Origin of the sequence: Phenylobacterium sp. J367 (assembly GCF_024699985.1) — a bacterium.
Classification (GTDB): domain Bacteria; phylum Pseudomonadota; class Alphaproteobacteria; order Caulobacterales; family Caulobacteraceae; genus Phenylobacterium.
Genome location: NZ_JAJONA010000001.1, coordinates 3332542 through 3355278, shown reverse-complemented (window position 1 = coordinate 3355278; position 22737 = coordinate 3332542). Strand labels below are relative to the sequence as shown.

The 22737-nt window shown below is 70.3% G+C and carries 21 protein-coding genes, 3 pseudogenes and 1 riboswitch; of the genes and pseudogenes, 15 read left to right on the top strand and 9 right to left on the bottom strand.

Going from position 1 to position 22737, the window contains the following annotated elements:
- Positions 1–41: 41 nt before the first annotated feature.
- From LRS04_RS28245 to LRS04_RS17945, 3 genes and pseudogenes are all read right to left on the bottom strand, one after another.
- Positions 42–551: a carboxylesterase family protein gene (locus tag LRS04_RS28245; RefSeq protein WP_257817508.1), complete on the bottom strand. Its 510-nt coding sequence runs from the start codon at positions 549–551 to the stop codon at positions 42–44.
- 223 nt (positions 552–774) lie between these two features.
- Positions 775–1650 (bottom strand): annotated as a pseudogene (locus LRS04_RS28240) (carboxylesterase family protein); the annotation flags it as partial.
- 72 nt (positions 1651–1722) lie between these two features.
- Positions 1723–3309 carry a carboxylesterase/lipase family protein gene (locus tag LRS04_RS17945; protein WP_257817507.1) on the bottom strand — a complete coding sequence of 529 codons (1587 nt, stop codon included), beginning with the start codon at positions 3307–3309 and terminating at the stop codon, positions 1723–1725.
- A gap of 279 nt (positions 3310–3588) precedes the next feature.
- Between LRS04_RS17945 and LRS04_RS17940 the strand changes: the two genes are divergently transcribed.
- Positions 3589–3888 (top strand): low temperature requirement protein A, encoded by a 300-nt coding sequence (locus LRS04_RS17940; protein ID WP_257817506.1) that lies wholly within the window; start codon positions 3589–3591, stop codon positions 3886–3888.
- Positions 3889–4058: 170 nt separating this feature from the next.
- On the opposite strand, the gene dksA is transcribed toward LRS04_RS17940, so the two are convergent.
- Positions 4059–4487 carry an RNA polymerase-binding protein DksA gene (dksA, locus tag LRS04_RS17935; protein ID WP_257817505.1) on the bottom strand — a complete coding sequence of 143 codons (429 nt, stop codon included), beginning with the start codon at positions 4485–4487 and terminating at the stop codon, positions 4059–4061.
- Between the two features lie 92 nt (positions 4488–4579).
- Positions 4580–5008 (bottom strand): flagellar assembly protein FliX, encoded by a 429-nt coding sequence (locus LRS04_RS17930; RefSeq protein ID WP_257817504.1) that lies wholly within the window; start codon positions 5006–5008, stop codon positions 4580–4582.
- A 204-nt stretch (positions 5009–5212) separates the two neighbouring features.
- Between LRS04_RS17930 and LRS04_RS17925 the strand changes: the two are divergent.
- The 6 genes and pseudogenes from LRS04_RS17925 to LRS04_RS17900 all read left to right on the top strand — a co-directional run bounded on the left by LRS04_RS17925 (position 5213) and on the right by LRS04_RS17900 (position 8690).
- A pseudogene (locus LRS04_RS17925) lies at positions 5213–6334 on the top strand (flagellar basal body P-ring protein FlgI).
- Positions 6334–6642 (top strand): rod-binding protein, encoded by a 309-nt coding sequence (locus LRS04_RS17920; RefSeq protein ID WP_257817503.1) that lies wholly within the window; start codon positions 6334–6336, stop codon positions 6640–6642. The pseudogene LRS04_RS17925 and the gene LRS04_RS17920 overlap by 1 nt, the downstream one beginning before the upstream one ends.
- An 11-nt stretch (positions 6643–6653) precedes the next feature.
- Positions 6654–7103 carry a flagellar basal body protein gene (locus LRS04_RS17915; protein WP_257817502.1) on the top strand — a complete coding sequence of 150 codons (450 nt, stop codon included), beginning with the start codon at positions 6654–6656 and terminating at the stop codon, positions 7101–7103.
- A gap of 65 nt (positions 7104–7168) precedes the next feature.
- Positions 7169–7329, top strand: a riboswitch (FMN riboswitch).
- An 85-nt stretch (positions 7330–7414) separates the two neighbouring features.
- Positions 7415–7909 carry a 6,7-dimethyl-8-ribityllumazine synthase gene (locus LRS04_RS17910; RefSeq protein WP_257817501.1) on the top strand — a complete coding sequence of 165 codons (495 nt, stop codon included), beginning with the start codon at positions 7415–7417 and terminating at the stop codon, positions 7907–7909.
- Entirely contained in the window at positions 7909–8334 is a 426-nt protein-coding gene (locus LRS04_RS17905; protein ID WP_257817500.1) for a PaaI family thioesterase, read from the top strand. The genes LRS04_RS17910 and LRS04_RS17905 overlap by 1 nt, the downstream gene beginning before the upstream one ends.
- Positions 8331–8690, top strand: coding sequence for a DUF1330 domain-containing protein (locus LRS04_RS17900; protein ID WP_257817499.1), 360 nt, complete (start codon positions 8331–8333; stop codon positions 8688–8690). The genes LRS04_RS17905 and LRS04_RS17900 overlap by 4 nt, the downstream gene beginning before the upstream one ends.
- Here LRS04_RS17900 and LRS04_RS17895 read toward each other — a convergent pair.
- Positions 8619–10202 carry an ABC-F family ATP-binding cassette domain-containing protein gene (locus tag LRS04_RS17895; RefSeq protein ID WP_257817498.1) on the bottom strand — a complete coding sequence of 528 codons (1584 nt, stop codon included), beginning with the start codon at positions 10200–10202 and terminating at the stop codon, positions 8619–8621. The genes LRS04_RS17900 and LRS04_RS17895 overlap by 72 nt on opposite strands.
- A 165-nt stretch (positions 10203–10367) precedes the next feature.
- Here LRS04_RS17895 and LRS04_RS17890 point away from each other — a divergent pair, with 165 nt between their 5' ends.
- The 7 genes from LRS04_RS17890 to uvrA all read left to right on the top strand — a co-directional run bounded on the left by LRS04_RS17890 (position 10368) and on the right by uvrA (position 18455).
- On the top strand, positions 10368–11435 hold the full coding sequence (locus LRS04_RS17890) for a DUF2157 domain-containing protein (RefSeq protein WP_257817497.1): 1068 nt from the start codon (positions 10368–10370) through the stop codon (positions 11433–11435).
- The gene (locus tag LRS04_RS17885; RefSeq protein WP_257817496.1) at positions 11432–12010 is read left to right on the top strand and encodes a GDYXXLXY domain-containing protein; all 579 of its coding nucleotides are present in this window, start codon (positions 11432–11434) and stop codon (positions 12008–12010) included. Before LRS04_RS17890 ends, LRS04_RS17885 begins: the two co-directional genes overlap by 4 nt.
- A gap of 66 nt (positions 12011–12076) precedes the next feature.
- Positions 12077–12793: a 2OG-Fe(II) oxygenase gene (locus LRS04_RS17880; protein WP_257817495.1), complete on the top strand. Its 717-nt coding sequence runs from the start codon at positions 12077–12079 to the stop codon at positions 12791–12793.
- Between the two features lie 11 nt (positions 12794–12804).
- Positions 12805–13275, top strand: coding sequence for a DUF1203 domain-containing protein (locus LRS04_RS17875; protein WP_257817494.1), 471 nt, complete (start codon positions 12805–12807; stop codon positions 13273–13275).
- 156 nt (positions 13276–13431) lie between these two features.
- Complete coding sequence (locus tag LRS04_RS17870) at positions 13432–14058, top strand: hypothetical protein (RefSeq protein ID WP_257817493.1); 627 nt, start codon at positions 13432–13434, stop codon at positions 14056–14058.
- 122 nt (positions 14059–14180) lie between these two features.
- On the top strand, positions 14181–15395 hold the full coding sequence (locus LRS04_RS17865) for a dipeptidase (protein WP_257817492.1): 1215 nt from the start codon (positions 14181–14183) through the stop codon (positions 15393–15395).
- Positions 15396–15554: 159 nt separating this feature from the next.
- A complete protein-coding gene (gene uvrA, locus LRS04_RS17860; RefSeq protein ID WP_257817491.1) occupies positions 15555–18455 on the top strand; it encodes an excinuclease ABC subunit UvrA in 2901 nt (966 codons plus the stop codon).
- Between the two features lie 32 nt (positions 18456–18487).
- Here uvrA and LRS04_RS17855 read toward each other — a convergent pair.
- Positions 18488–19998 (bottom strand): annotated as a pseudogene (locus LRS04_RS17855) (DUF885 family protein).
- A 340-nt stretch (positions 19999–20338) separates the two neighbouring features.
- Here LRS04_RS17855 and LRS04_RS17850 point away from each other — a divergent pair.
- Entirely contained in the window at positions 20339–20950 is a 612-nt protein-coding gene (locus LRS04_RS17850; protein ID WP_257817490.1) for a glutathione S-transferase family protein, read from the top strand.
- Here LRS04_RS17850 and LRS04_RS17845 read toward each other — a convergent pair.
- Together LRS04_RS17845 and LRS04_RS17840 are read right to left on the bottom strand one after the other, a co-directional pair.
- Positions 20941–21780, bottom strand: a complete 840-nt coding sequence (locus tag LRS04_RS17845) for a hypothetical protein (RefSeq protein ID WP_257817489.1) — start codon at positions 21778–21780, stop codon at positions 20941–20943. The genes LRS04_RS17850 and LRS04_RS17845 overlap by 10 nt on opposite strands.
- A complete protein-coding gene (locus tag LRS04_RS17840) occupies positions 21777–22694 on the bottom strand; it encodes a hypothetical protein (protein ID WP_257817488.1) in 918 nt (305 codons plus the stop codon). Before LRS04_RS17840 ends, LRS04_RS17845 begins: the two co-directional genes overlap by 4 nt.
- Between the last annotated feature and the right edge of the window lie 43 nt (positions 22695–22737).

Below are 22737 nucleotides of genomic sequence, written 5' to 3'. Positions count from 1 at the left end.
AGCGCGGCTATAGCAGACACATTGCCCCGAGGGGGAAATGCTCAGATTGAGCATATATAGCGGCAGCGTTGACGAAGCGCAAAGACGGCCGCGGACCTCACCCGGCCGGCGGCGTCGCCCACAGCTTGCGGAACGGCGCCCGGGGGGTCGCTCTCGACACGACTGGCCGGATTGTCGAACACCAGGGTCTCCCGGCGCGTCGGCTCGTAGGGCGGCCATTTCGGCAGCTTGCTGGTGTTCGGATCGCCCGTCGCCGCGAAGGCCACGATCGCCGACGAGAGTTCATCGGCCAGGCGTGCGCTGTTGGCGTTCGGCCCCTGCAGGGCGCCGCGGATCTCGCGCGAACTCGGCCCCACGTCAACCCCGTGCGTCGCGCCATAGCGCCCGCCCCAGGCCGGGCTCGGAGCCTTCCACAGATAGGCATAGGCCGGCGCAGGGCCCAGCGCCGCCTTCCGCTCGGCCATGGCGAAACTGGCGCCGCGCCCCATGTCGCTGATGACCCGCGACTGGATGAGGTAGGGCGCCGCCCGCGGATCCTCGTCGCGGTACATCTGGAGGATCTCGGCCGTCCGGGCGCCCAGCCGGGGCGTGAAGGCCTTTGCGACGCCTTCCCAGGTCTCGTCGAAGTTCCGCTGGCGGTAGCTCCGCTCGTCGAGCGTGGTCGAGACGATCATCGGCACGTCGGCGCTGATCGCCGGGGCGTCGGGGTCGAATGGGTGGCGGGGGCATGGCCACCCCGTCCAGCACGGGCGTGAAGGCGTTCGGCGCCTCCCCGCGCAGCCGCTGGCCCGCCTCCATGTCGGCCTGGGCCGAGAGGAGATCGTAGGCCGGGATCGACTGGAGCCTGCGGACGTCGCCGCCCGCGAGGTTCAGGGTCTTGAGGAAGGCGTCCGCCGTCGCCTGGGCGCGCTCGCGCGGCGCGACGCGCAGCATGGCGCCGCTCATCTGGACGGCGCGGTGGAAGAGGCCGGCGGCCGACGGCATGGCCATCAGGCCCGAGACCTTGGCCCCGCCGCCGGACTGCCCGATGATCAGCACGCGGGAAGGATCGCCGCCGAACGCCTCGATATTGCGGTTCACCCAGCGGAGCGCCGCGGCGAGGTCCAGCATGCCGGCCATGCCCGACTGGGCGAAGGCCGCCGGCGCCCCGCTGTCGGCCAGGTGCAGGAAGCCGAACGCCGACAGCCGGTGATTGACGCTCACCACCACGCAGTCCCCGTGGCGGGCCTGCATCTCGCCGTCCATCCCGGGCGAATTGCTGGAGCCGCCGTAGAAGCCGCCGCCGTGGAAGCGGACGATGACCGGCTTGCGAGCCGATCGCGACAGCTCAGGCGTCCAGACGTTCAGGTTCAGGCAGTCTTCGCCCATCCCGCCGGGCTGGATGTCCAGATAGATCAGGTTGGCGTAGTCGGAGCGCCGGTCGCCGGGGGTCTGCGGGCAGACCTGTCCATAGTCGAGGGCGTCGCGGACGCCGGCCCAGGGCTTCACCGGCTGTGGCGGCCGGAAGCGGTTCGGCCCGGAGGTGTCGGCGCCGTAGGGCACGCCCTTGAACACCTTCACGCCCCCCGAGACGAGGCCCCTCAGCCGGCCGTCCGCCGTCTCGACGATGGGGAAGATGTCGGTCGTCGCCGCACGGGCCACGCCGGCCATGAAGAACGAGGCGCCCGCAGCGCCCAGCACCGCGCGCCGGCTCGATTTGAGGTCGGTCATGCCTGAAGGCTCCTAGCTGCCGCCGCGAACGGCGGGGAAGCGCGCCATGAACATCCGCTCTTCGCGGAACGGGTCGTTGGCCACCTTCGGGGGCGCGTCGAACTGCATCACGGGTCGGGTCGCCGGGTCGTAGGTGGGCCACTTCGGGAGGCCTGGATGGTTCGGGTCGCCCGTCCTGGCGAAGGCGATCCAGGCGTTGGCCATGGCCTCGGTCATCACCTTCGTCTCCTCGCTGGGCGGACCCGTCAGGTGCGGCGCACGCGCGACATTGTCGAACATGAAGGGCAGGTCGATCGTGTGCTCGCTGTACCGGCGGCCGCCCTGCACCGGCGAGCGCCAGGTGACCTGATAGACCCATGTGCGGCTGTCCTTCCCCCGCTGGGCATGCCGCCTCTCCGCCATGGTGGTGGCGTTGGTGATGTAGGCCCGCCATGAGGCGACCTTGAAGAAGATCTCGGCGTTGGAGCCGGAAGGGGTCGAGGCCTTGAACACCTGGACCGCCTCGTCGACGGCGTCGGGCGGGATGAGGGTCGCCAGCCGGGTCTTCAGGCCCGCCTCGTCCATGGTGAAGAGCGTTTCGTCCCGGCCGAGCTGGTTCGACAGTTCCGTCTGGGTCGTGCCCAGCATCAGGGGCACGTCCGCGCTTTGCCGGGGCGCGTTGGGAAGCCAGGGGTCCGCCTTGAACGAGATCCCGTCGATGACGGGCTCGAACCGGTAGCCGGCCGCCGCGATCACCTTGCGCTGAGCGGCGCCAAGCTGGTCGGGGGCGACCTGCTGCAGCTTGCGGGCGTCGCCGGGCGCGATCTCCAGCGTCTTCAGCAGGGCGTTGGTCAGCGCCGCGGCCTGGTCGCGGGTATGGACCCGCAGGTGCGAGCCCGACTGCACGACGCCCTTGTGGAAGAGGCCGTTGGCCTCCGTCCCGGCAAAGCAGACGCTGACCTTACGGCCCCCGCCCGACTGGCCGTAGATCATCACATTGCCCGGGTCGCCGCCGAAGGCCGCGATGTTGTCCCTCACCCACCTCATGGCGAGCACCAGGTCGAGGTAGCCGACATTCCCCGACTGCGCGAAGTCGGCGCCGAGCGCGCTCGACAGGTCGCAGAAGCCGAAGACGTTCAGGCGGTGGTTGATCGTCGCGACCACCACGTCGCCGCGGGCCGCCATGTTCGCGCCGTCGTAGAGGCCGCTCGAACCTGTGCCGGCCTCGAACCCGCCCCCGTGAAACCACAGCAGGACCGGCCGCTTCCCGGAACCGCCCACGGCGGGGGTCCACACATTGATGCGCAGGCAATCCTCGCTGATCGGACCGGGCACGGTCAGGATCGTGCGAGGTTGCGGGGCCTGGTCTCCGAACTCGAAGGCGTCACGGATGCCGGCGAACCGCTCCGCCGGCCGGGGCGGCCGGAACCGTCCGGCGCCTGAGGTGTCCGCGCCGTAACGCATGCCCCGGAAGACCTGGACGCCGTTCTCGACCCGGCCGCGGTAGCGTCCCTCGGTGGTCTCGACGACGCCGCCCTCCTGCGCCCAGGACCGGCCCGCCGCCAGCAGCCCGACCCCGAGACCGACCAGGCCCCGGCGCGAAAGACTCAAGCTCTGCATCCCCCGTCTCCCGCCTTTACGGCGCGGCATCGACGGCCGCGCTTCCGCCAATCCATACCGTAAATTCGAACGGCGGCAATTGCAGACATGCATCATTTGACCCTGCGCGACCGCGCGCCGTCAGGGTCGCCGCCGCCCCGCCCCCGTCCCGGCGCCGGCGGCTTGCCGTCGGGCCAGGGGGCGTCCAGCGGCTCGTGCCAGCCTGGCTGGCCACCTGGCTCACGGTTTCGGCCTTCCGTCGGCGCATGGACGCAGGGACGCGACCGGGATTGGGAGCTGGTGCTGGCCCATCCCGACGGGCACGTGGCCACCTCGACCGTCTGGGTCGTGGTCGGCGGCCCGGCGGTCTCCCTGGCCGGCGCCCTGTGGTTCAAGTGGGCGGTGCTCGGCGTCGTCGCCCGCTCGCGGGTGACGGGCCTCGTCCTGCTCCTGGCGCTCGCGGCCGCCGCGCACTGGTTCAGCCCGCTCGGCCTCTCGGCCGCCGTCAGCGCTGTCCCGATCTTCGTGGGCGCCTGGGAGACCGCCGTGCGCCTGCGCCAGCCCGGCCTGCCGGTCCGCGCGGCGTCCTCCCTCCCTTAACGGGGGAGGGTCGACTCGCCGCCAGGCGAGCGGGGTGGGGGCTCTGTGGGTCAAGCTCAGAGTCAGCGCTTGAGCGTGACTTCCCCACCCTGCGCGCTGACGCGCGCTGTCCCTCCCGATCAAGGGAGGGACGAAAACAAAAATGGCCCCGCGCGGGGCCATCAGGTCGGTCAGTCGTCGCGGTGGACGCGTTCGCGGCGCTCGTGCCGCTCCTGGGCTTCGAGGCTCAGCGTCGCGATCGGCCGGGCCTCCAGGCGGGCGACCCCGATCGGCTCGCCGGTCTCCTCGCAGAAGCCGTAGGAGCCGTCGTCGATCCGCCGCAGCGCCTCGTCGATCTTGGAAATCAACTTACGCTGGCGGTCCCGGGTGCGCAGTTCAAGAGACCGGTCGGTTTCCGATGAGGCCCGGTCGGCAAGGTCCGGGTGGTTCTCAGTCTCGGTTTGCAGATGGGACAGCGTCTCGCGAGATTCGCGAAGGATATCTTCTTTCCAGTTCAGCAGCTTTTGCTTGAAGTACTCAAGCTGCCGATCGTTCATGAACTCCTCGTCCTCAGAAGGACGATACTCGGGCTTGTCAGCCAAGACTGTGGCCGCCTTCATGAAAACCTCACGCTCCCCCTAAGAACTGAGACACGCGACCGGCTTATAGCAAAGCGAACACCGGTTTCAACGGCCCGTATATGGCGCGGTGATTACGCCGCAGGGCGCGCCTGTTCAAGCTTCGCCACCTCGACCGCGGCGCGAACCTCGATCTCGTCCAGCACAGCTTCGAGCTTCGGATCGTCGGTCAGGGCGCGTTCGTCGCGCACCGCCCGGCGCAGCCGGTCGAGTTGGTGGCCCGACAGGGCGCCGTCGAGCAGCGCCACCTTCACCTCGTCCAGCACGTCGAGGATCCGCCCGGCCCGGCTCACCGCCCTGCGCTTGCGCTCCAGCGGCCCGCCCACGTCCTGCAGCGCGAGCAGGGCGTCGACGCCCATGATGCTCGAGGTCGCCGAGACGCCGCTGGTCTGCGACGGCCCTTCGGTCTGTCCGACGCCCGGCAGGCGGAAGCCGCCGCCACCGCCCTTCGCCTTCGACGGGCCGCCCGTCTGACTGACGCCGCCCGGTCCGATGACCTTCATGTTCCGGCCCCACTCAACCCCACACGCAGGGGCCAACCTCGGCTGCGTTGCTTGCGGTATGGTTAATGCCGGGCAATTCCTGCCGAGGGCGCCCGGCGCCGGGTGCAATCGTCCCACTCGCAACTGATTTTACAGGATTCTTTTCCCGCAGGGCGTTGGCACGTCCGTCGCAAGGGACCGATGGAAGCAGCTTCACGGTTAACCATGATCCGCGTCCTCCATCGGGCTTTCAGCCTCGCCCTCGCCCTCACCGCCGCCCTGGCGATGACCGCCCAGCCCGCGTCGGCCAAGTCCCGCATCAAGGATATCGTCGAGTTCGAGGGCGTGCGCGAGAACATGCTCGTCGGCTACGGCATCGTGGTCGGCCTGAACGGCACCGGCGACGCGCTGCGCAATGCGCCCTTCACCAAGCAGAGCCTCGAGGCCATGCTGGAGCGGCTGGGCGTCAACACCCGCGACGCGGTGCTCAACACCAAGAACGTCGCCGCGGTCATGGTCACCGCCAAGCTGCCGGCCTTCGCCGCCGCCGGCTCGCCCGTGGACGCCACGGTCTCGGCGCTGGGCGACGCCAAGAGCCTGCTCGGCGGCACCCTGCTGGTCACCCCCTGCTCGGCGCCGACGGCCAGGTCTATGCGGTGGCCCAGGGCACGGTGCAGACCGGGTCGGTCAGCGCGTCCGGCGCCTCGGGCTCCACCGTCTCCAAGGGCGTGCCCACCGCGGGGCGGATCGCCGGCGGGGCGGTGGTCGAAAAGGAGATCGGCTTCCAGCTCGCGAGCATGGAAAGCCTGCGGATGACGCTCCGCAATCCCGACTTCACCACCGCGCGCCGCATCGCCGAGGCGGTGAACAAGAGCTACCCGGGCTCGGCGATGGCCGAGAACCCGACGATCGTCGCCATCCGCGCCCCGGCCGACCGGGACATGATGACCTTCGTCTCCCAGGTGGAGAACCTGACGGTCGACCCGGACAGCCCGGCCAAGGTGGTGATCGACGAGGTCGCCGGCGTGATCGTGATGGGTGAGAACGTCCGCATCTCCACCGTGGCGATCCAGCAGGGCAACCTGACCATCACCGTCCGCGAGAGCCCGGCCGTCAGCCAGCCGCCGCCCTTCGCCCGCACCGGCGAAACCGCGGTCGTGCCGCAGTCCGACGTGCAGGTGGACGAGGAGACCGGCCGCCAGTTCGTCACCCTGCGCGCGGGCGCCCTCGCTGGCGAGCCTGGTGGGCGGGCTCAACGCCCTGGGCGTCACGCCGCGCGACATGATCTCCATCCTGCAGACCATCCGGGCCGCCGGCGCCCTGCAGGCCGACATCGAGGTGATGTGATGACCCCGGTTTCCGTCGCCCCCACCCTGCTCCAGCCCGGCGCCGGCGCCGCCTCGGCCGCCGAACTCGCCAAGCGCGGCGAGATCCGCGAGACCGCCCAGAAGTTCGAGACCCAGTTCCTGTCGATCATGCTGCAGCAGATGTTCGAGGGCGTGAACGTCTCCGCCCCGTTCGGCGGCGGCCCGGGCGAGCAGATGTTCAAGTCGTTCATGACCGAGGCCATGGCCAAGCAGATGAGCCAGGCCGGCGGGCTTGGCCTCACGGACCAGATCCAACGCGAAATGCTGAAGCTTCAGGGCCTGAGCTAGGAGACCCCACCATGGCGCTCGCCGCAGACACCGCCACCGACCGCGTCGAACAGCTGATCCTGCTGACCGAACGCCTCACCGACCTGATCACCCAGGAATGCCAGGCTTTCGAGGCTCGCCGGCCGCAGGACGCCGCCGCCAACATCGAGGAGTGCGGCCGGCTCGCGAACCTATACCGGCACGAGAGCGCCCGGGTGAAGGCCGATCCGCGGATGGTGCAGGCCGCGCCGAAAGAGCTGCGCGAGCGGCTGGTCCAGGCCACCCGGGCCTTCGACGCCGTCCTCGCCCGCCAGGGCCGCGCCATAGAGGCCGCCAAGACCGTCACCGAGGGCCTGGTCCGCGCCATCGCCGAGGAGGTCGCCAGCACCCGCCAGCAGGCGTCCGGCTACGGCCCCGGCGCGACGCTCTCCGGCCAGCCGGCCAGCACCGCCACCGCCATCACCCTGAACCGCAAAGCATGATTCAAACGCTTGTTTGACGTTGCGTCACCAGCGTAACGTCGATCCTGCCGGCGAGTCTCGCCGGCCTGCGTTCTCAGGGCGGGGTGAAACTCCCCACCGGCGGTAATGTCCCTCCGGGGAACGAGCCCGCGGGCGCCTGCTCCGGTGAATACGACGCCGACGCAGGGACGAGCAGACCCGGTGCGATCCCGGGGCCGACGGTCATAGTCCGGTTATGAGAACCGCCGCCGCATGACGGGCGGATTCCGCCTCGCCGTGCGCCCGGCGTCTCCCTGAGTCGTGGTCCCTCGAACCCGGTCAGGGAGAGAACCATGACCCAAGTTGCTTATGAGCTGCCCACCGCCAACGGCGCCTACCGCGCCGCCCGCATCGCCTTCATCCACTCGCTCTGGCATGCCGAGATCGTTCGCGAGGCCCACGCCGGCTTCATGGAGGAGATCGAAGCCCTGGGCTTCCCGCCCGGCGCGGTCGACGTCTTCGAGACGCCCGGCGCCTTCGAGATCCCCCTGCACGCCCAGACGCTGGCCCGCACCGGCAAGTACGCCGGCATCGTCGCGGCGGGCTTCGTGGTCGACGGCGGCATCTATCGCCACGAGTTCGTCGCCGAGACGGTGATCCGGGCCCTGATGCAGGTCCAGCTCGCCACCGAGACGCCGATCTTCTCGGTGGTCCTCACGCCGCATCACTTCCACGAGCACGATGTCCACCAGCGGTTCTTCCACAGCCACTTCCGGACGAAGGGCCAGGAGGCGGCCCGGGCCTGCGCCGGGACGCTGGAGAGCCTCGCCCGGCTGGCGGCCGCGTGATGGGCGCGCTCGACATCCCCGTGGGCTTCGCGCGTCACGACCGCCGCAGCCCGCTCACCGAGCCATGGGAGCCGCTCTACAGCCGCCTGGCCGGCGACACGGTGGTCCTGGGCCTGCGGGCCGGAGACGCCCACACCAACAGCCGCGGCTTCGTCCACGGCGGGCTGATCTCGGCCCTCGCCGACAACGCCATGGGCCTCTCCTGCGGCCGGAAGCTCGGCGACACCGGCGGTCTGGTCACCGTCAACCTGTCGGTGGATTTCCTCGGCCTGGCCCACAAGGGCGAGTGGCTGGAGTTCGACACCGTCTTCGTGAAGCCGGGATCGACCCTCTGTTTCGCCCAGGCCTTCGTCACCTCCGACGGTCAGCCCTGCGCCCGGGCCAACGCCGTCTTCCGGGTGCTGAGCCGGAGGGCGGCGGCATGACCTGCTATCTGGTGGGCCGCATCGCCATACACGACCCGGAACGCTACGGCCGTTACGCCGCGGCGTTCCTGCCGGTGCTGAAGCAGTACGGCGGACGCCTCCTCGTCTCGGAGGAACGCCCGGAACCGCTGGAGGGCGAGTGGGACGGCCGCAAGCTCGTCCTGCTCGCCTTCGAGGACGGGCGCGCCGCCCGCCGCTGGGCGGACTCGCCGGAGTACAGGCGGATCGCCGAGGACCGCATCGCCGGGCGCCGACGCCATCGTCGTGATGGCGGAAGGCTTCGGCTAGCCCAGCAGCAGCTCGCGATCGATCCCTACGGCCGCCAGGAAGTCGGGATCGTGGCTGACGACCAGTAGGGCTCCATCATAGCCGGCGAGCGCGGCCTCGACGGCGGTGATGGAGTCCAGGTCGAGGTGGTTGGTCGGCTCGTCGAGGATCAGGAGCTGCGGCGGCTCGTCAGCCATCAGGACGCAGGCGAGGGCCGCCCGCAGCCGCTCGCCTCCGGAGAGTTCGGCCACGCGCTTCTCGGCCGCCACGTTGCGGAACAGGAACCGGGCGAGGGCGGCGCGGGCGGCGTTGTCGGTCGTCCGCGGGTTCAGGCGACGGAACGCCTCGACCAGGGTCTCGTCGGGCCGCAGCAGCGCCGTCTGCTGGTCGAGGAAGGCCGCGCGGGCGCCCAGACGCACGCGGCCGCCGGTCGGCGTGAACTCGCCGGCCGCCAGCCGGATCAGGGTCGTCTTACCGGCCCCGTTCGGGCCGGTCACCGCCACGCGCTGCGGACCAGTGATCTGCAGCGAGACGCCCTCCAAGAGCGGCGGGCGGCCGGGCCAGGCGAAGGTCACCTCCTCCAGGGCCAGCACCAGCTTGCCGGCCGGCAGACCACACGACGGCAGGTCGAAGGCCAGCGTGCGCACGCGCTCGATCCGCGCCCGGGCTTCCGCGAGATCTTCGGCGGCCTCGCTGCGCAGGCGCTCGGCCAGGACCTGGCCCTTGCCGGCGCTCTCCTCCGCCCGCCGTTTCAGCCCGCCGAGAAGGATCTTCGGCGCGGAGCCGGACCGGGCATAGCGCTTGCCGGCGGAGTCGCGCCGCGCCTTCCTCTCGGCCATGACCTGGCTCTCCCGGGCGACCCGGTCCACGGCGCGCTCGGCGTCGTCCAGGGCGCGCTCGGCCGCGGCGGCTTCCTGCGCCTTGCGTTCGGCGTAGAGATCGTAACCGCCGCCATAGACTTTCGCGCCGAGGGTCGTCAGCTCGACGATGCGGTCCATGCGCCGCAGCAGCGCCCGGTCGTGGCTGACGACGATCGCTCCGCCCTTCCAGCGGCCGAGGGTGTCGGCGACCAGCTTGCGGGCCTCCACGTCGAGGTTGTTGGTCGGCTCGTCGAGGATCAGCAGGTCGGGCTCGGCGGCGATAAGGCCAGCCAGCGTCGCCCGGGTCACCTGGCCGCCGCTCAGGGTGGAGGCGGGGCGGTCCAGATCGAGATCGGCAAGGCCCACACCCGCCAGGGCTTCCGCGAGCCGGGCCTCGAGACCCCAGTCGGCGTCGGAGAAGTCCGCCTCGCTGCCCGCTCCCGCCGCGATGCGCGCAAGCCGCTTCAACGGCTCGGCCAGGTCCAGGAGGTCGGCGATCGTCGCGCCCGCCGGCGGCTGCAGCGCCTGGCGCAGCACGCCGATACGGCCGCGCACGGTCACGCTGCCCGATGCGGGCGTCAGTTCGCCGAGGATCAGGCGGATCAGCGTGGTCTTGCCCACGCCGTTGCGCCCCACGAGGCCGGTGCGTTCGGCTCCGAAGGCGAGCGTCAGGCCGTCGAGGAGAGTGCGGCCGTCAGGCGCGCGGTAGCTGACCGAATCGAGCGTGATGGAGCTGGGCATGGGAAACCGGGGTCGCGTGGGCGTTCAGGACGAGGCGGGTGTCCGTCGCGGTGCGCATCGCGGTCTCCTTTCAGGCAGTCGCTGGCATCTAGGCGCAGAAGCCGGTTCGGACAAGCCTTGCCGCGCGCCGGCGCCTCGGACACTGTCCGTACCCGGGAAGAGCAGATGGCCAGCTACAGACGCCGCCTCGAACGCGACCTCGACGCCTGGATCGCCGACGGCCACGTGCCCGCCGCGTCCCGGCAGCCAATTCTTGCCAGCGTTCCGGATGAGCGACGGCTGGACGCCTCGACCGCGCTGGCCGCCATCGGCGCGTTTCTCGCCGGGGCCGCCGTCATCGCCTTCATCGCCGCCAACTGGGGCGAGATCCCCCGGCTCGGGCGGTTCGGTCTCGTGCTGCTCGTCTTCCTCGCGGCCGCCGGCGGGGGTGCGTGGGCGGCGGGACGGGACAAGCGGGTGGCGACGGAGGTCTTCCTCGCCGTCGCCGCGATGGTGTTCGCCGCCGCCATTGGCCTGACGGGCCAGATCTTCGACATCGCCGGCGATCCCCAAGCGGCCCTGCGCGGCGCAGGCCTCGCCGCGGCGCTCCTCGCATTGGCCGGACGCTCGACCTGGGCGGCCACCGCCGCTGTCGCCTTCATCATCGCCGGGGATTTCTCAGATTTGGGGCTGGATCCCTCCTTCACGGGGGGCGAGCCGGAGCTCGGCTGGTCACTGTTCGCAGCGCTGGCGGCCGGGACTCTGGCGGTCCGCTGGCGCTCGGCGCCGCTGGCCCATGCGGCCGGACTGGCAGGCCTCATTGGGCTCTTCCCCGCGCTGGACGCCCTCGGGGCGCCCGATCAGGCCATGCTCTTCGCTGGGTCCCTTCTGTTCGCGATCGCAGCGGCGGGCGCGAGGCAATTCCGCGACAGGGTCGACGTCGCCACCCTCCTCTACGGCTGGTTCACGGCCGGCCTGCTGAGCTACTTCGGCCTCTCCTCCTTCGGTGACTACAGGTTCAACATCGTTCACCCCATGGCCTGGCTGGCGCTCTCGGGCGCGATCGTCGCGCTCGGCCGCCATGACCGCCACGCGGCGGTCACGACGCTCGGCGTCCTCAGCCTCTTCGCCGCCGCCGCGCGGCTCCTGTTCGACCTCGGCTTCGGCCTGCTCGTCTCGGCAGGCGTCTTCGCCGCCTGCGCGGTCGTCGCCCTCGTCGTGGCCGTTCTTCTCCGTCGTGGAGGCGGCCGATGAGGTTTGGCGCCCCGATCCGCATCCTGCTGGCCGCCAGCGTGCTCGCCACGGCGCTGATTGGTCTTGTCGTCCGCGAGGCGATCGCCCGCGATCGCGGCGCCGAGGTCGTGCTGCCGATCAACGCCTACGATCCGCGCAGCCCCCTGTCCGGCCACTATGTGTCCTTCCAGGTCAGTTACCCGCTGACCGCTGGCGCCGCCTGTCCGCCCGGCTCGCGCGATCTCGCGACCAGGTGGCGGTGGGTGCTGCTGCGCCGGGAGGGCGGCTATCACCGGGTCCTGTCGGTCTCCGACACCCGCGCCGCCGGCACGTCGGGCGACGTCCCGGTCTGGGGCTCCGCGACGTGCTTGGTCGGCGACGGCTCGCCTGTGCGATCCGGATTTCTCAATGTCGACGTCGGCGTCGACCGCTTCCACGCCGACCAGGACGAGGCGCTCGCGATCGAACGCGCGCTGCGCCTCAGTCCCGGTCAGGATCCGACAGCCTTCGTCGTGCTGTCCGTCGACGGTCGCGGCAAGGCTCGGCTGAAGGGGCTGATCGTCAACGGCCGCCGGACGGACCTCGACTGGCTCTAGCGGCTTTCGGACCTGTGTTGCGTTTGCCGGATTGAGGGCGGCCGGTCGCGGCGCGATCTCTCGTGTATGGACGCCGCCCCTGCCCTATCCCGTACCGAAAGCATTGACTGGCCCGCCGTCGCCGCCGATCTCGACGCCCACGGCTGCGCGCTGATCCCACGCCTGCTCGACCCGGACACCTGCGCCGCGGTCGCCGGCGGATACGACGACGCCCGCCTCTACCGCTCGACAGTCGTGATGGCCCGTCACGGCTTCGGCCGCGGCGAATACCGCTATTTCGCCTATCCGCTGCCCGACCTCGTGGCAGACCTGCGCGCGTCGCTCTATCCGCCGCTCGCCGCGATCGCCAACCGCTGGAACACGATCCTCGGGGTCGAAGGCCGCTATCCGGCCGCCCATGGCGACTACCTCGCCCGCTGCCATGGGGCGGGTCAGGTGCGGCCGACGCCGCTGCTGCTCCGCTACGGCCCCGGCGACTACAACTGCCTGCATCAGGACCTCTACGGCGAGCACGTTTTCCCCCTGCAGATCGCAATCCTGCTGGACGAGCCCGGCCGTGACTTCGAGGGCGGCGAGTTCGTCCTGACCGAGCAGCGGCCGCGGATGCAGTCCCGCGCCGAGGTCGTGCCGCTGCGCCAGGGCGACGCCGTCGTCTTCCCCGTCCGCGAGCGCCCGGTGGTGGGCGGCCGCGGGCCCTACCCCGTGAACCTGCGCCACGGCGTCAGCCGCCTGCGCGCCGGCCGCCGGCACACGCTCGGCGTCATCTTCCACGACGCCCTCTAGAGGAGCCCCCCATGGCCTACGTCGTCACCGGCCTGCCGCTGGAGGATTTCCGCCCCCTGTTCGGCCTTCCGGACGAGGATCTGGCCGCCCGCGGCGTGCGCCGTTACGCGGTCGATGCGCCCGTCGGATTCCCGTGCCGGATCACCCTGGCCGACGCCCGGCCCGGCGAGACGGTCCTGCTCCTGAACTATGAGCACCAGAGCGCCGACACCCCCTACCGCTCACGGCACGCGATCTTCGTGAGCGAGCGGGCGTCGGAGACCGCCCGATACCTGGACGAGATCCCGCCCTGTCTCGCGGTCCGGCCGATGATCTCGCTGCGCGCCTTCGATGCCGCCGGCATGATGGTGGACGCCGCCCTAGCCCCGGGCTCCGCCCTCGAGCCCGAGATCCGGCGGCTGCTCGACCGGCCCGATACCGCCTACATCCACGCTCACAATGCGGGCCGCGGTTGCTATGCCGCGCGGATCGAGCGCGGCTGAGCCGTCGCGGAGCTTGACCATAAGCTATTGACCGACCTGAGAAAATTCTTCCGCTTGCGGCGAGACGCCTCCTGGCCGACGCACCCCCCACCCGTCTAGGACGTATCCGGACGGCCGATCCACGGCTGCCACGACAAGACTGGGGAACTGCTCCGAATGCGTATCCTGAAGATCCTCGCAGCCGCCGCCGCGATCGCCGCCGCGCCCGCGGGCGCCGCCCTGGCCCAGACCGGTCCGCTGGCGCTCGGGGCCAATATCGGCACGCCCGGCGTGGGCGTCGAGGCGCAGTTCCGCGTCGCCGAGGGCCTGGTGGTGCGCGGGGCCGCCGACTGGCTCAGCTACAGCCGGGACCGCGACCATTCCGGCGTGCCCTACGAGGGCAAGCTGAAGGCCTCCACCGTCGGCCTGTTCGCCGACTGGCACCCGGGCGGCACGGGCTTCCTCGTGTCGGGCGGCGCCTACTTCGGCGACCGACGCGCCGACATGAGCTCGCAGCCGACCGAGCCGGTGAACATCGGCGGCGCGACTTTCACCCCGGCCCAGATCGGCCGCCTCGACGGCAAGGCCGAGATGTCCAAGGTCCAGCCCTTCGTCGGCCTCGGCTTCGACAACACCTTCACCGGTGACCGGGCCTGGGGCGTCCGCGCCCTGCTCGGCGTGTCCTTCTCCAAGTCGCCGGACGTGGCGCTCAACGCCTCGGGGGCACGCTCTCGAACGATCCGGCCTTCCAGGCGCGCCTGCGCCTCGAGGAGGCCGACATCCAGGACGACGTGGATGACCTGAAGTACTACCCGGTCGCCCAGATCGGCATCACCCGCCGCTTTTGACGTCGGGCGCGCGGCGCGGGGTCGACCTGCGCCGCGCGATACGGCTACGGTCCCGGCCTCAACTGGCTGGAGCCCTCCGTGTCCCGACGTATCGCCGCGCTTGCCGTCCTGCTCGCCGCCACCGCGGCTCCCGCCCTCGCCCAGCCGAAGGCCGCCATCTCCAAGGCGGATCGCGACCTCCACGAGAACCTGACGGTCCTCGACACCCACTTCGACACCCCGGCCCTGTTCAATGTCGAGGGCTGGCGGATCATCGACCGGCACGACGTGGCCAAGGACGGCAGTCAGGTCGACTATCCCCGCATGGTTGAGGGCGGCGTCGACGGCGGCGTCTTCGTGGTGTTCACCGCCCAAGGGCCGCGCACGCCGGAAGGCAACGCCGCCGCCCGCGACTTCGCCCTCGTGCGCATCACCGAAATCCGCGAGATGGCCGCCCGCTATTCAGACAAGTTCCAGGTGGTGACCACGGCCGCCGAGGCCCGGAAGCTCGCCAATACGCCGAAGAAGTTCGTCTTCATCAGCCTGGAGAACAGCTATCCGCTCGGCCGCGACCTGACCCTGATGGAGACCTTCTACGACCTGGGCGCGCGGATGATGAGCCCGGTGCACACCGCCAACAACGACCTGGCGGACAGCGCCACCGCCCCGGCCGAGCACGGCGGCCTGTCGCCGCTCGGCAAGCAGTGGGTGGCCGAGGCCAACCGGCTGGGCGTGCTGATCGACGCCTCCCACGCCTCCGACGCGGCGACCGAACAGATGATCGAGCTTTCCAAGGCCCCGATCATCCTCTCGCATACCGGCGCCAAGGCGATCTTCGACCACCCACGCAATATCGGCGACGACCTGATGCGCAAGCTGGCGGCCAAGGGCGGCGTGATACAGCTGAACGCCCTGTCCAACTACATGATCACCGTGCCGCCGAACGCCGAGCGCGACGCCGCCCTGCGCGAGCTGAACCGCAAGTACGGCCGGCCGAAGACCCGGGCCGCCATGGAGGCGGCCACCGCCGAGCGCGCCGCCATCCTGGCGCGCTATGGCACGCCGCGCGCCACCTTCGACGACTTCGTGAAGCACCTGCTCCACGCCATCGAGGTGGCGGGGATCGATCACGTCGGCATCAGCGGCGACTTCGACGGCGGCGGCGGCCTGACCGGCTTCGAGGACATCCTCGACTTCCCCGACATCACCGCTGCGCTCCGAGCCAAGGGCTATTCGAAGGCCGACATCGACAAGGTCTGGGGCGGCAATGCGCTGCGCGTTTTCGAGCAGGCCCAGGCCCAGGCCGGTCGCTGATTGTTCCCCCTGCTGCCAGCGTTGTGTCAGCAGGGACCGCGACGGGCGGCCGCAGGATGTTTGTTCCGGTTGCGTTCCGGTGTTATCTACGACTCGGATCACTACATTTGACCGCTGGCCCGAGGGACCTTCCCCAGGGCGCTCAGTGTTTCCGGAAACATGGCTGAACAGACGAACATGATCCGCGTCCGCGGGGCGCGTGAGCACAATCTCAAGGACGTCAGCGTCGACATCCCGCGCGGCGAGCTGGTCGTCCTGACCGGCCTGTCGGGATCCGGGAAGAGCTCGCTCGCCTTCGACACCATCTATGCCGAGGGCCAGCGCCGCTATGTCGAGAGCCTCTCGGCCTATGCGCGCCAGTTTCTGGAGCTGATGAGCAAGCCCGACGTGGATCTGATCGAGGGCCTGTCGCCGGCCATCTCCATCGAGCAGAAGACCACCAGCCGCAATCCGCGCTCCACGGTCGGCACGGTGACCGAGATCCACGACTACATGCGCCTGCTATGGGCGCGGGTCGGCGTGCCCTATTCGCCGGCCACCGGCCTGCCGATCGAGAGCCAGACGGTCAGCCAGATGGTCGACAAGCTCTCGGCCCTGCCCGAAGGCACCCGCCTCTACCTCCTAGCCCCCGTGGTGCGCGGCCGGAAGGGCGAGTACCGCAAGGAGATCGCCGAGTGGCAGAAGGCGGGCTACCAGCGGCTGAAGATCGACGGCGAGTTCTACCCGATCGAGGACGCGCCGACCCTCGACAAGAAGTTCAAGCACGACATCGACGTAGTCGTGGACCGGCTGGTCACCAAGGCCGGGCTTGAGGGCCGCTATGCGGACTCCATCGAGACCGCGCTGAAGCTCGCCGACGGCATCGCCGTCGCCGAATGGGCCGACAAGGATCCCGGCGAGGCGGAGCCCCGCCGGCTGATCTTCTCCGAGAAGTTCGCCTGCCCGGTCTCCGGCTTCACGATCAGCGAGATCGAGCCCAGGCTGTTCTCGTTCAACAACCCCTACGGCGCCTGCCCGGTCTGCGACGGCCTGGGCGCCAAGCTCGCCTTCGACGCCGACCTGGTCGTGCCGGACAAGGACAAGAGCCTGCACAAGGGCGCGATCTCGCCCTGGGCCAAGGGTCCCTCGCCGCTCTACACCCAGACGCTGCAGGCGCTTTCGCGCCACTACGACTTCTCCATGGACGCGCCGTGGTGGAAGCTGCCCGAGGCCGCCCGCAAGGTCGTGCTCTACGGCTCCGACGGCGAGAAGATCCGCTTCATCTACGACGACAACGCCCGCAAGTACGAGGTCAACAAGACCTTCGAGGGCGTGCTGCCGAACCTCGAGCGCCGCTGGCGCGAGACGGATTCGTCCTGGGTCCGCGAGGAGCTCGGCCGCTACCAGTCCGAAACGCCCTGCGAGGCCTGCGAGGGCTACCGCCTGAAGCCCGAGGCCCTCGCGGTGAAGATCGCCGGCCAGCACATCGGCGAGGCATCCCGGCTTTCCATCCGCCATGCTCAGGAGTGGTTCGAGAGCCTGGAGACGACGCTCACCGACAAGCAGATGGAGATCGCGCGGCGGATCCTGAAGGAGATCAACGATCGCCTGCGGTTCCTGGTGAATGTCGGCCTGGACTACCTGAACCTGAGCCGCGCCTCCGGCACGCTGTCGGGCGGCGAGAGCCAGCGCATCCGCCTGGCCAGCCAGATCGGCTCGGGCCTGACCGGCGTGCTCTATGTGCTCGACGAGCCGTCCATCGGCCTGCACCAGCGCGACAACACCCGCCTGCTGACCTCGCTGAAGGGCCTGCGGGACCTCGGCAATTCGGTGCTGGTCGTCGAGCACGATGAGGAGGCGATCCTTACCGCCGACTACGTCATCGACATGGGCCCGGCGGCCGGCGTCCACGGCGGCGAGATCATCGCCGAGGGCAAGCCCGCCGACATCATGGCCAACCCGAGGAGCATTACTGGCCAGTACCTGTCGGGCGCCCGCGAGATCGAGGTGCCGGAGGACCGCCGGCCGATCTCCAAGAAAAAGGTCCTGCGGGTCATCGGGGCGACCGGCAACAACCTGAAGAACATCACTGCCGAGATCCCGGTGGGCGCCTTCACCTGCATCACCGGCGTCTCCGGCGGCGGCAAGTCCACCTTCACCATCGAGACGCTCTACAAGGCCGCCGCGCGCCGACTGCACAACGCCTCGGACGCGCCGGCGCCGCACGAGCGGATCGAGGGCCTGGAGAACTTCGACAAGGTCATCGACATCGACCAGAGCCCGATCGGGCGGACGCCGCGGTCGAACCCGGCCACCTATACCGGCGCCTTCCAGCCGATCCGCGACTGGTTCGCAGGGCTGCCGGAGTCCAAGGCGCGCGGCTACGGGCCGGGCCGGTTCTCGTTCAACGTGAAGGGCGGCCGCTGCGAGGCCTGCCAGGGCGACGGCCTGATCAAGATCGAGATGCACTTCCTGCCGGACGTCTATGTGACCTGCGACGTCTGTCACGGCCACCGCTACAACCGCGAGACGCTGGAGGTCCTGTTCAAAGGCAAGAGCATCGCCGATGTGCTTGATATGACGGTGGAAGAGGCGGCCGACTTCTTCAAGGCGGTGCCCCCGATCCGCGAGAAGATGGAGACGCTGAAGCGCGTCGGCCTGGGCTATGTGAAGGTCGGCCAGCAGGCGACGACGTTGTCCGGCGGCGAGGCCCAGCGCGTGAAGCTGTCGAAGGAGCTGTCCAGGCGGGCCACCGGCAAGACGCTCTACATCCTCGACGAGCCGACCACCGGCCTGCACTTCGAGGACGTGAAGAAGCTGCTGGAGGTGCTCCACGAGCTCGCCGACCAGGGCAATACGGTCGTGGTCATCGAGCACAACCTCGACGTCGTGAAGACCGCCGACTGGCTGGTGGACTTCGGGCCCGAGGGCGGCGACGGCGGCGGCGAGATCGTGGCGCAAGGCTCGCCCGAGGCGGTCGCTGAGAACCCGCGGAGCTGGACCGGCCGCTACCTGCACGAGCTCCTGGAACGCCACCGCGAACGCAAGGGCGCGCGCAAGAAGAAGCTGGTGTCAGCCTAGACCCTGCCCTCCCCTTCAGGGGAGGGAAGAACTCAGCCGAAGTTGGCGGCCAGAACCTCCATCGGCATCGGCCCCGCGGCCAGCACGCGCTCGTGCCAGTCGCGGACGTCGAAGCCGGCGCCGAGCCGGCGCGCGGCCGCGTCGCGGGTGCGCGTCAGCTCCAGGCGGCCGACCATGAAGGCGCAGGCCTGGCCGGGATAGACGCAGTAGCGGTCGATCTCGCGCTGGGCCGAGGCCTGCTGCTCGCCGGCGTTCTCGACCATCCAGCGGGTCGCCTCGGCGCGGCTCCACCGCTTGTGGTGGAGGCCGGTGTCGACGACGATGCGCGCCGCCCGGAACAGCGCCGACTGCACCGCTCCGATCTCGCCGAACGGGTCGTCCTCGTAGGCCCCGATCTCCACGGCCACCTGCTCGGCATAGAGGGCCCAGCCCTCCACATAGGCCGAGAACTGGGCGAACCGCTTGTAGAGCGGCATGTCCGGCCCTGCCGCTCGCCGGAAGACCGCGTTCTGGAGGTGGTGACCGGGATCGCCTTCGTGGTGGATCAGGGTCTTGAGCCGCCAGGTCGGCCACTCCGCCGTGTCCTTGAGGTTGATGGAGATGATCCCCGGCCGCGAACCGTCGGCCGGCGGTCCGTTGTAATAGGCCCCGGCGCCCCCGCCTCGATGGCGACCGGGATGCGGTCCACAGTGATGTCGCGATCCGGAAGCGTCCGGAAGGCGCGCGGCAGCAGGCCGTGCAGGCGGGCCAGGTGATCGCGGGAGAATTGCAGGATTTCCGCGCGGCCGGCGTCGGTGTTGGGCTTGAGCTGCCGCGGGTCGCGGTCCAGCGCCTTGATCCGCTCGGCGACGGTCCCCTGCGTGAACCCCTGGCCCTTCAGCTTCACGTCGAGCTGGGCGCGCAGCGCCTCGAAGGTGTCCAGCCCAAGCCGATGCATCTCCTCCGGCGGCGTCGGGACCGTGGTGTTGGACCGCAGGGCGAGCGCGTACCAGGCCTCTCCGTCCGGCAGCCGCCAGACGCCGGCCTCACCCGCGGCGGCGGGCCCGAGCGCCCGGAGGGCCGCGATCTGTCGGTCGAGGGCGGAGACCACCCGTTCGTCGAGCAGCCTGCGCGCCCGCGATGCGACATCAGCGAGCCCGGCCGCCGTGGCGCGCGCCGCGGGTCCGTCGATCAGGCTCGCCGCCGCCGAGCCGCGGAGGTCTGAAAGCTGGCGCACCGTCCGGTCGAGCACGAAGTCCGGCGGGACGACACCCGCCGCGGCGTCCCTGCGGATGCCCTCCACCTCGCCATCCAGGACGCGGGCGAAGGCGGCAAGCCGGGAGAGGTAGAGATCGGCGTCCTCGCGGGATCCGATGGGCGTGCGCGCGAAGTCCTGCGGCTGCCAGTAGTAGGCGCCGGCCATCTGGTTCACGAGGTAGGGCCCGGGCCGGAGCGCGTGGTCCTGGAAGCCGTAGCGGGCGCCGACGGCGTCCAGCATCTCGTAGGCGAAGGCCGCCGTGTCGTAGTCCATCCGGCGGGCCGGACTGAGCGCCGTTCGGTCGATGCGCGCGAGCTCCGCGCGCCCAGCGGCGGGCCGCCGCCACCTGCGCGGCCTTGGCCGCCGGCGAGCGGTCGTCGAGATCGCCCCGCGCCCTCCGTCCCCGCGCGTCGGTCAGCACCGAGGCCGCCGCCTCGGGCGACATGGCGAGGTGCTCGTCCATATGCCGCGCCAGCAGGGCGGTCAGGGCCGCATCGGCGCCCTGGGCCCAGGCCGGACCGGCCAGGACGGCGGTCCCACCGCCAAGAAGGACGCTGCGGCGGGTGAACATCGGTTACTCCGGGCTAGGCGCGAACAGGCGTTTGGAACTAGCCTGACTGCCAAAGAACATCAGGGGGAGCAAGTCATGATCCTGTACGGTGCGCCGATGCCGGCGCCGAACCCGCGCCGCGTGCGCATCTTCCTGGCCGAGAAGGGCATCGAGCTGCCCGAGACGCCGGTGAACATGATGAAGCGGGAGCACAAGAGCCCCGAGCACCGCGCCCGCAACTCCCTGGGCCAGATCCCCACCCTGGAGCTGGACGACGGCACGACCATCTCCGAGACGGTCGCGATCTGCCGCTACTTCGAGGAGACGAACCCCGAGCCGCCGCTCTTCGGCACGACGCCGGTGGAGAAGGCCCACGTGGACATGTGGATCCGGCGGATCGAGTTCATCGTCATGAGCCCGGTCGGCAACTACTGGCGTCACGCCCACCCGTACACGGCCCGCCTGCTCACCCAATTCAAGGACTTCGGCGAGTCCAACCGCGAGGCCTACGAAAACGCCCTGAAATGGCTGGACCGGGAGCTGGAGGCGCGACCCTTCGTGGCCGGTGAGGCCTACACCATGGCCGACATCTGCGCGCTCTCGACCGTGGACTTCGCCACCTGGATCGGCCTGCCCGTCCCCGACGATCTCGCCAACGTCCGCGGCTGGCACGAGCGGGTCTCGGCGCGGCCTTCGGCTCAGGCCTGATCGTCGCCGCTCAGCGCCATGTACGCGGCGGCCAGGGGCGTCTGCCCGATCACCCAGAGGATCGGGGCGAAGAGGAACTGCAGGACGAGCTGGGCCACGTAGAAGCCCGGCCGCTCGGCGATGGCGTCCGCATCCGTGCGCAGCAGAAGGCCGAGGTCGCTCCAGCCCGTCGCCGCGCCCGAGATCAGGGCGAGCGCCAGGTAGGCCACGACAACAATCAGCGCCAGGAGGCAGAGCGTCAGCGCCGTCATGCCGAGCAGCGCCGCGCCCCGGCCCTTCGTCAGGCGCCACGAGCGGACGAAGCCCAGGCGGCGCTCGGCGACGGCGATCGGCGCGGCGAGCGACAGCCTGAGGCCCAGCCAGACGATCACCGCCATCACGGCTAGCGCCGCCAGCAGGCCGAGCCACAGGCCGCCGGCCGTCCGGGCGATGGACATCGCCGCCACGCCCGCCAGCACCAGCAGGAGGAAGGCGGCCATGACGATCAGCCAGGTGGCGCCGATCCGGAGCTCGTCGGGGCCCAGGCGAAGGTAAAGGAAGCCCGGCGGTCCCTCGCGCAACAGCATGCGATAGAGGGCGCCGACGATCATCACCTCGACGGCGAAGGCCGCCAGCACCAGGACCACCGCGCCCAGCACCCCGCCGGCCATGCCGGCCGCCTCGCTGGAGGCGGCGGCCACGGCGGCGACGCCGATCAGCACGGCGGCCAGCACACAAGCGCCGATCAGGCCGAGCAGGTTGAACAGCGCCCAGCCGGCGACCACACGCCAGCGGTGGCCGAGGACCCGGAACCCCTCGACCGCCGCGTCACTGGCGGAGAAAGGGCTCAAGCGGCGGCCCCGGCGGCCTCTGCGGCTCCCGGGGCCAACTGCAGATACGCCTCGCCAAACGGCGCGTAGATCATCACGTCCCGCAGCACGAAGAGCAGGAACTGCATCACGAGCGTGGCAAGGCCGACGGCGATCGCCGTCGGGGTGACCGAGCCTGCGTCCAGGCTCGCCGCATTGCTCACCCACACGATGAAGAAGCTCAACAGGGTGATCCCCAGCCAGATCATCACGTAGAAGATCGCCGCCAGGACCATCATAAACAGCAGCGGGGCCGTACGGCCGCGGGTCAGCCGCCAGCCGTCGCGGAAGGCGATCCTGTGCGTCGCGAACGTGGTCGGGGTGACCAGTGATAGCCGCGCGCCGAGCCAGGCGGTGAGCACCAGGATGGCGACCAGCAGCAGGCCGCTGAGCAACGACCCGTCGAGCATGGATTCCCACGCCAGGACTCCGCCGGCGAGGCACAGGAAGCCGATCGGATAGAGGACCATGTTGACCGCGGTCAGCCGGAACTCGTCGCGTCCGAGCCGGAGATGGGCGAAGCCCGGTTCGTTGGGGCGCAGGGTGAGCCGGTAGATACCGGCGATCAACACGGACTCGAGGGTCGCCACGACCAGAAGCACCAGCAGGAACGCGGGCCACGACTGGGCCAGGATCCCCGCGACCGCCTCCGTCTTCTCGGTGGTGTTTCCGCCCCGCATCGCGTCGGCGAAGCGCGGGCCGAGCGCGATGCCCATCAGGAGGCCGATGGCCATCATCCCAAGGAAATAGACGCCGGCCCAGGCAAGCATGGTGCCCGGCCGCGACCGGATGAGGCGGAAGCCCTCCAGAGCCGCCTCGCTCGCCGAAAACTGGTTCATTATCGTCCCTTGGCCCGACACGTTCAGGTGAACGATTCCGTGGCCCTCCGGCTGCAAACTCGTCTGCACGGCCCCTGCACGCAAGGCCCTGCTCGCGATC

Bases quoted from the DNA above. Each gene is read 5' to 3' on its own strand.
- LRS04_RS17850 (WP_257817490.1), top strand. From the start codon at position 20,339: ATGATCCTGTACGGTGCGCCGATGCCGGCGCCGAACCCGCGCCGCGTG.
- LRS04_RS17900 (WP_257817499.1), top strand. From the start codon at position 8,331: ATGACCTGCTATCTGGTGGGCCGCATCGCCATACACGACCCGGAACGC.
- LRS04_RS17885 (WP_257817496.1), top strand. From the start codon at position 11,432: ATGAGGTTTGGCGCCCCGATCCGCATCCTGCTGGCCGCCAGCGTGCTC.
- LRS04_RS17895 (WP_257817498.1), bottom strand. From the start codon at position 10,202: ATGCCCAGCTCCATCACGCTCGATTCGGTCAGCTACCGCGCGCCTGAC.
- LRS04_RS17870 (WP_257817493.1), top strand. From the start codon at position 13,432: ATGCGTATCCTGAAGATCCTCGCAGCCGCCGCCGCGATCGCCGCCGCG.
- LRS04_RS17880 (WP_257817495.1), top strand. From the start codon at position 12,077: ATGGACGCCGCCCCTGCCCTATCCCGTACCGAAAGCATTGACTGGCCC.
- dksA (WP_257817505.1), bottom strand. From the start codon at position 4,487: ATGAAGGCGGCCACAGTCTTGGCTGACAAGCCCGAGTATCGTCCTTCT.
- LRS04_RS17920 (WP_257817503.1), top strand. From the start codon at position 6,334: ATGACCCCGGTTTCCGTCGCCCCCACCCTGCTCCAGCCCGGCGCCGGC.
- LRS04_RS17930 (WP_257817504.1), bottom strand. From the start codon at position 5,008: ATGAAGGTCATCGGACCGGGCGGCGTCAGTCAGACGGGCGGCCCGTCG.
- LRS04_RS17875 (WP_257817494.1), top strand. From the start codon at position 12,805: ATGGCCTACGTCGTCACCGGCCTGCCGCTGGAGGATTTCCGCCCCCTG.
- LRS04_RS17890 (WP_257817497.1), top strand. From the start codon at position 10,368: ATGGCCAGCTACAGACGCCGCCTCGAACGCGACCTCGACGCCTGGATC.
- LRS04_RS17945 (WP_257817507.1), bottom strand. From the start codon at position 3,309: ATGCAGAGCTTGAGTCTTTCGCGCCGGGGCCTGGTCGGTCTCGGGGTC.
- uvrA (WP_257817491.1), top strand. From the start codon at position 15,555: ATGGCTGAACAGACGAACATGATCCGCGTCCGCGGGGCGCGTGAGCAC.
- LRS04_RS28245 (WP_257817508.1), bottom strand. From the start codon at position 551: ATGTACCGCGACGAGGATCCGCGGGCGGCGCCCTACCTCATCCAGTCG.
- LRS04_RS17915 (WP_257817502.1), top strand. From the start codon at position 6,654: ATGGCGCTCGCCGCAGACACCGCCACCGACCGCGTCGAACAGCTGATC.
- LRS04_RS17910 (WP_257817501.1), top strand. From the start codon at position 7,415: ATGACCCAAGTTGCTTATGAGCTGCCCACCGCCAACGGCGCCTACCGC.
- LRS04_RS17905 (WP_257817500.1), top strand. From the start codon at position 7,909: ATGGGCGCGCTCGACATCCCCGTGGGCTTCGCGCGTCACGACCGCCGC.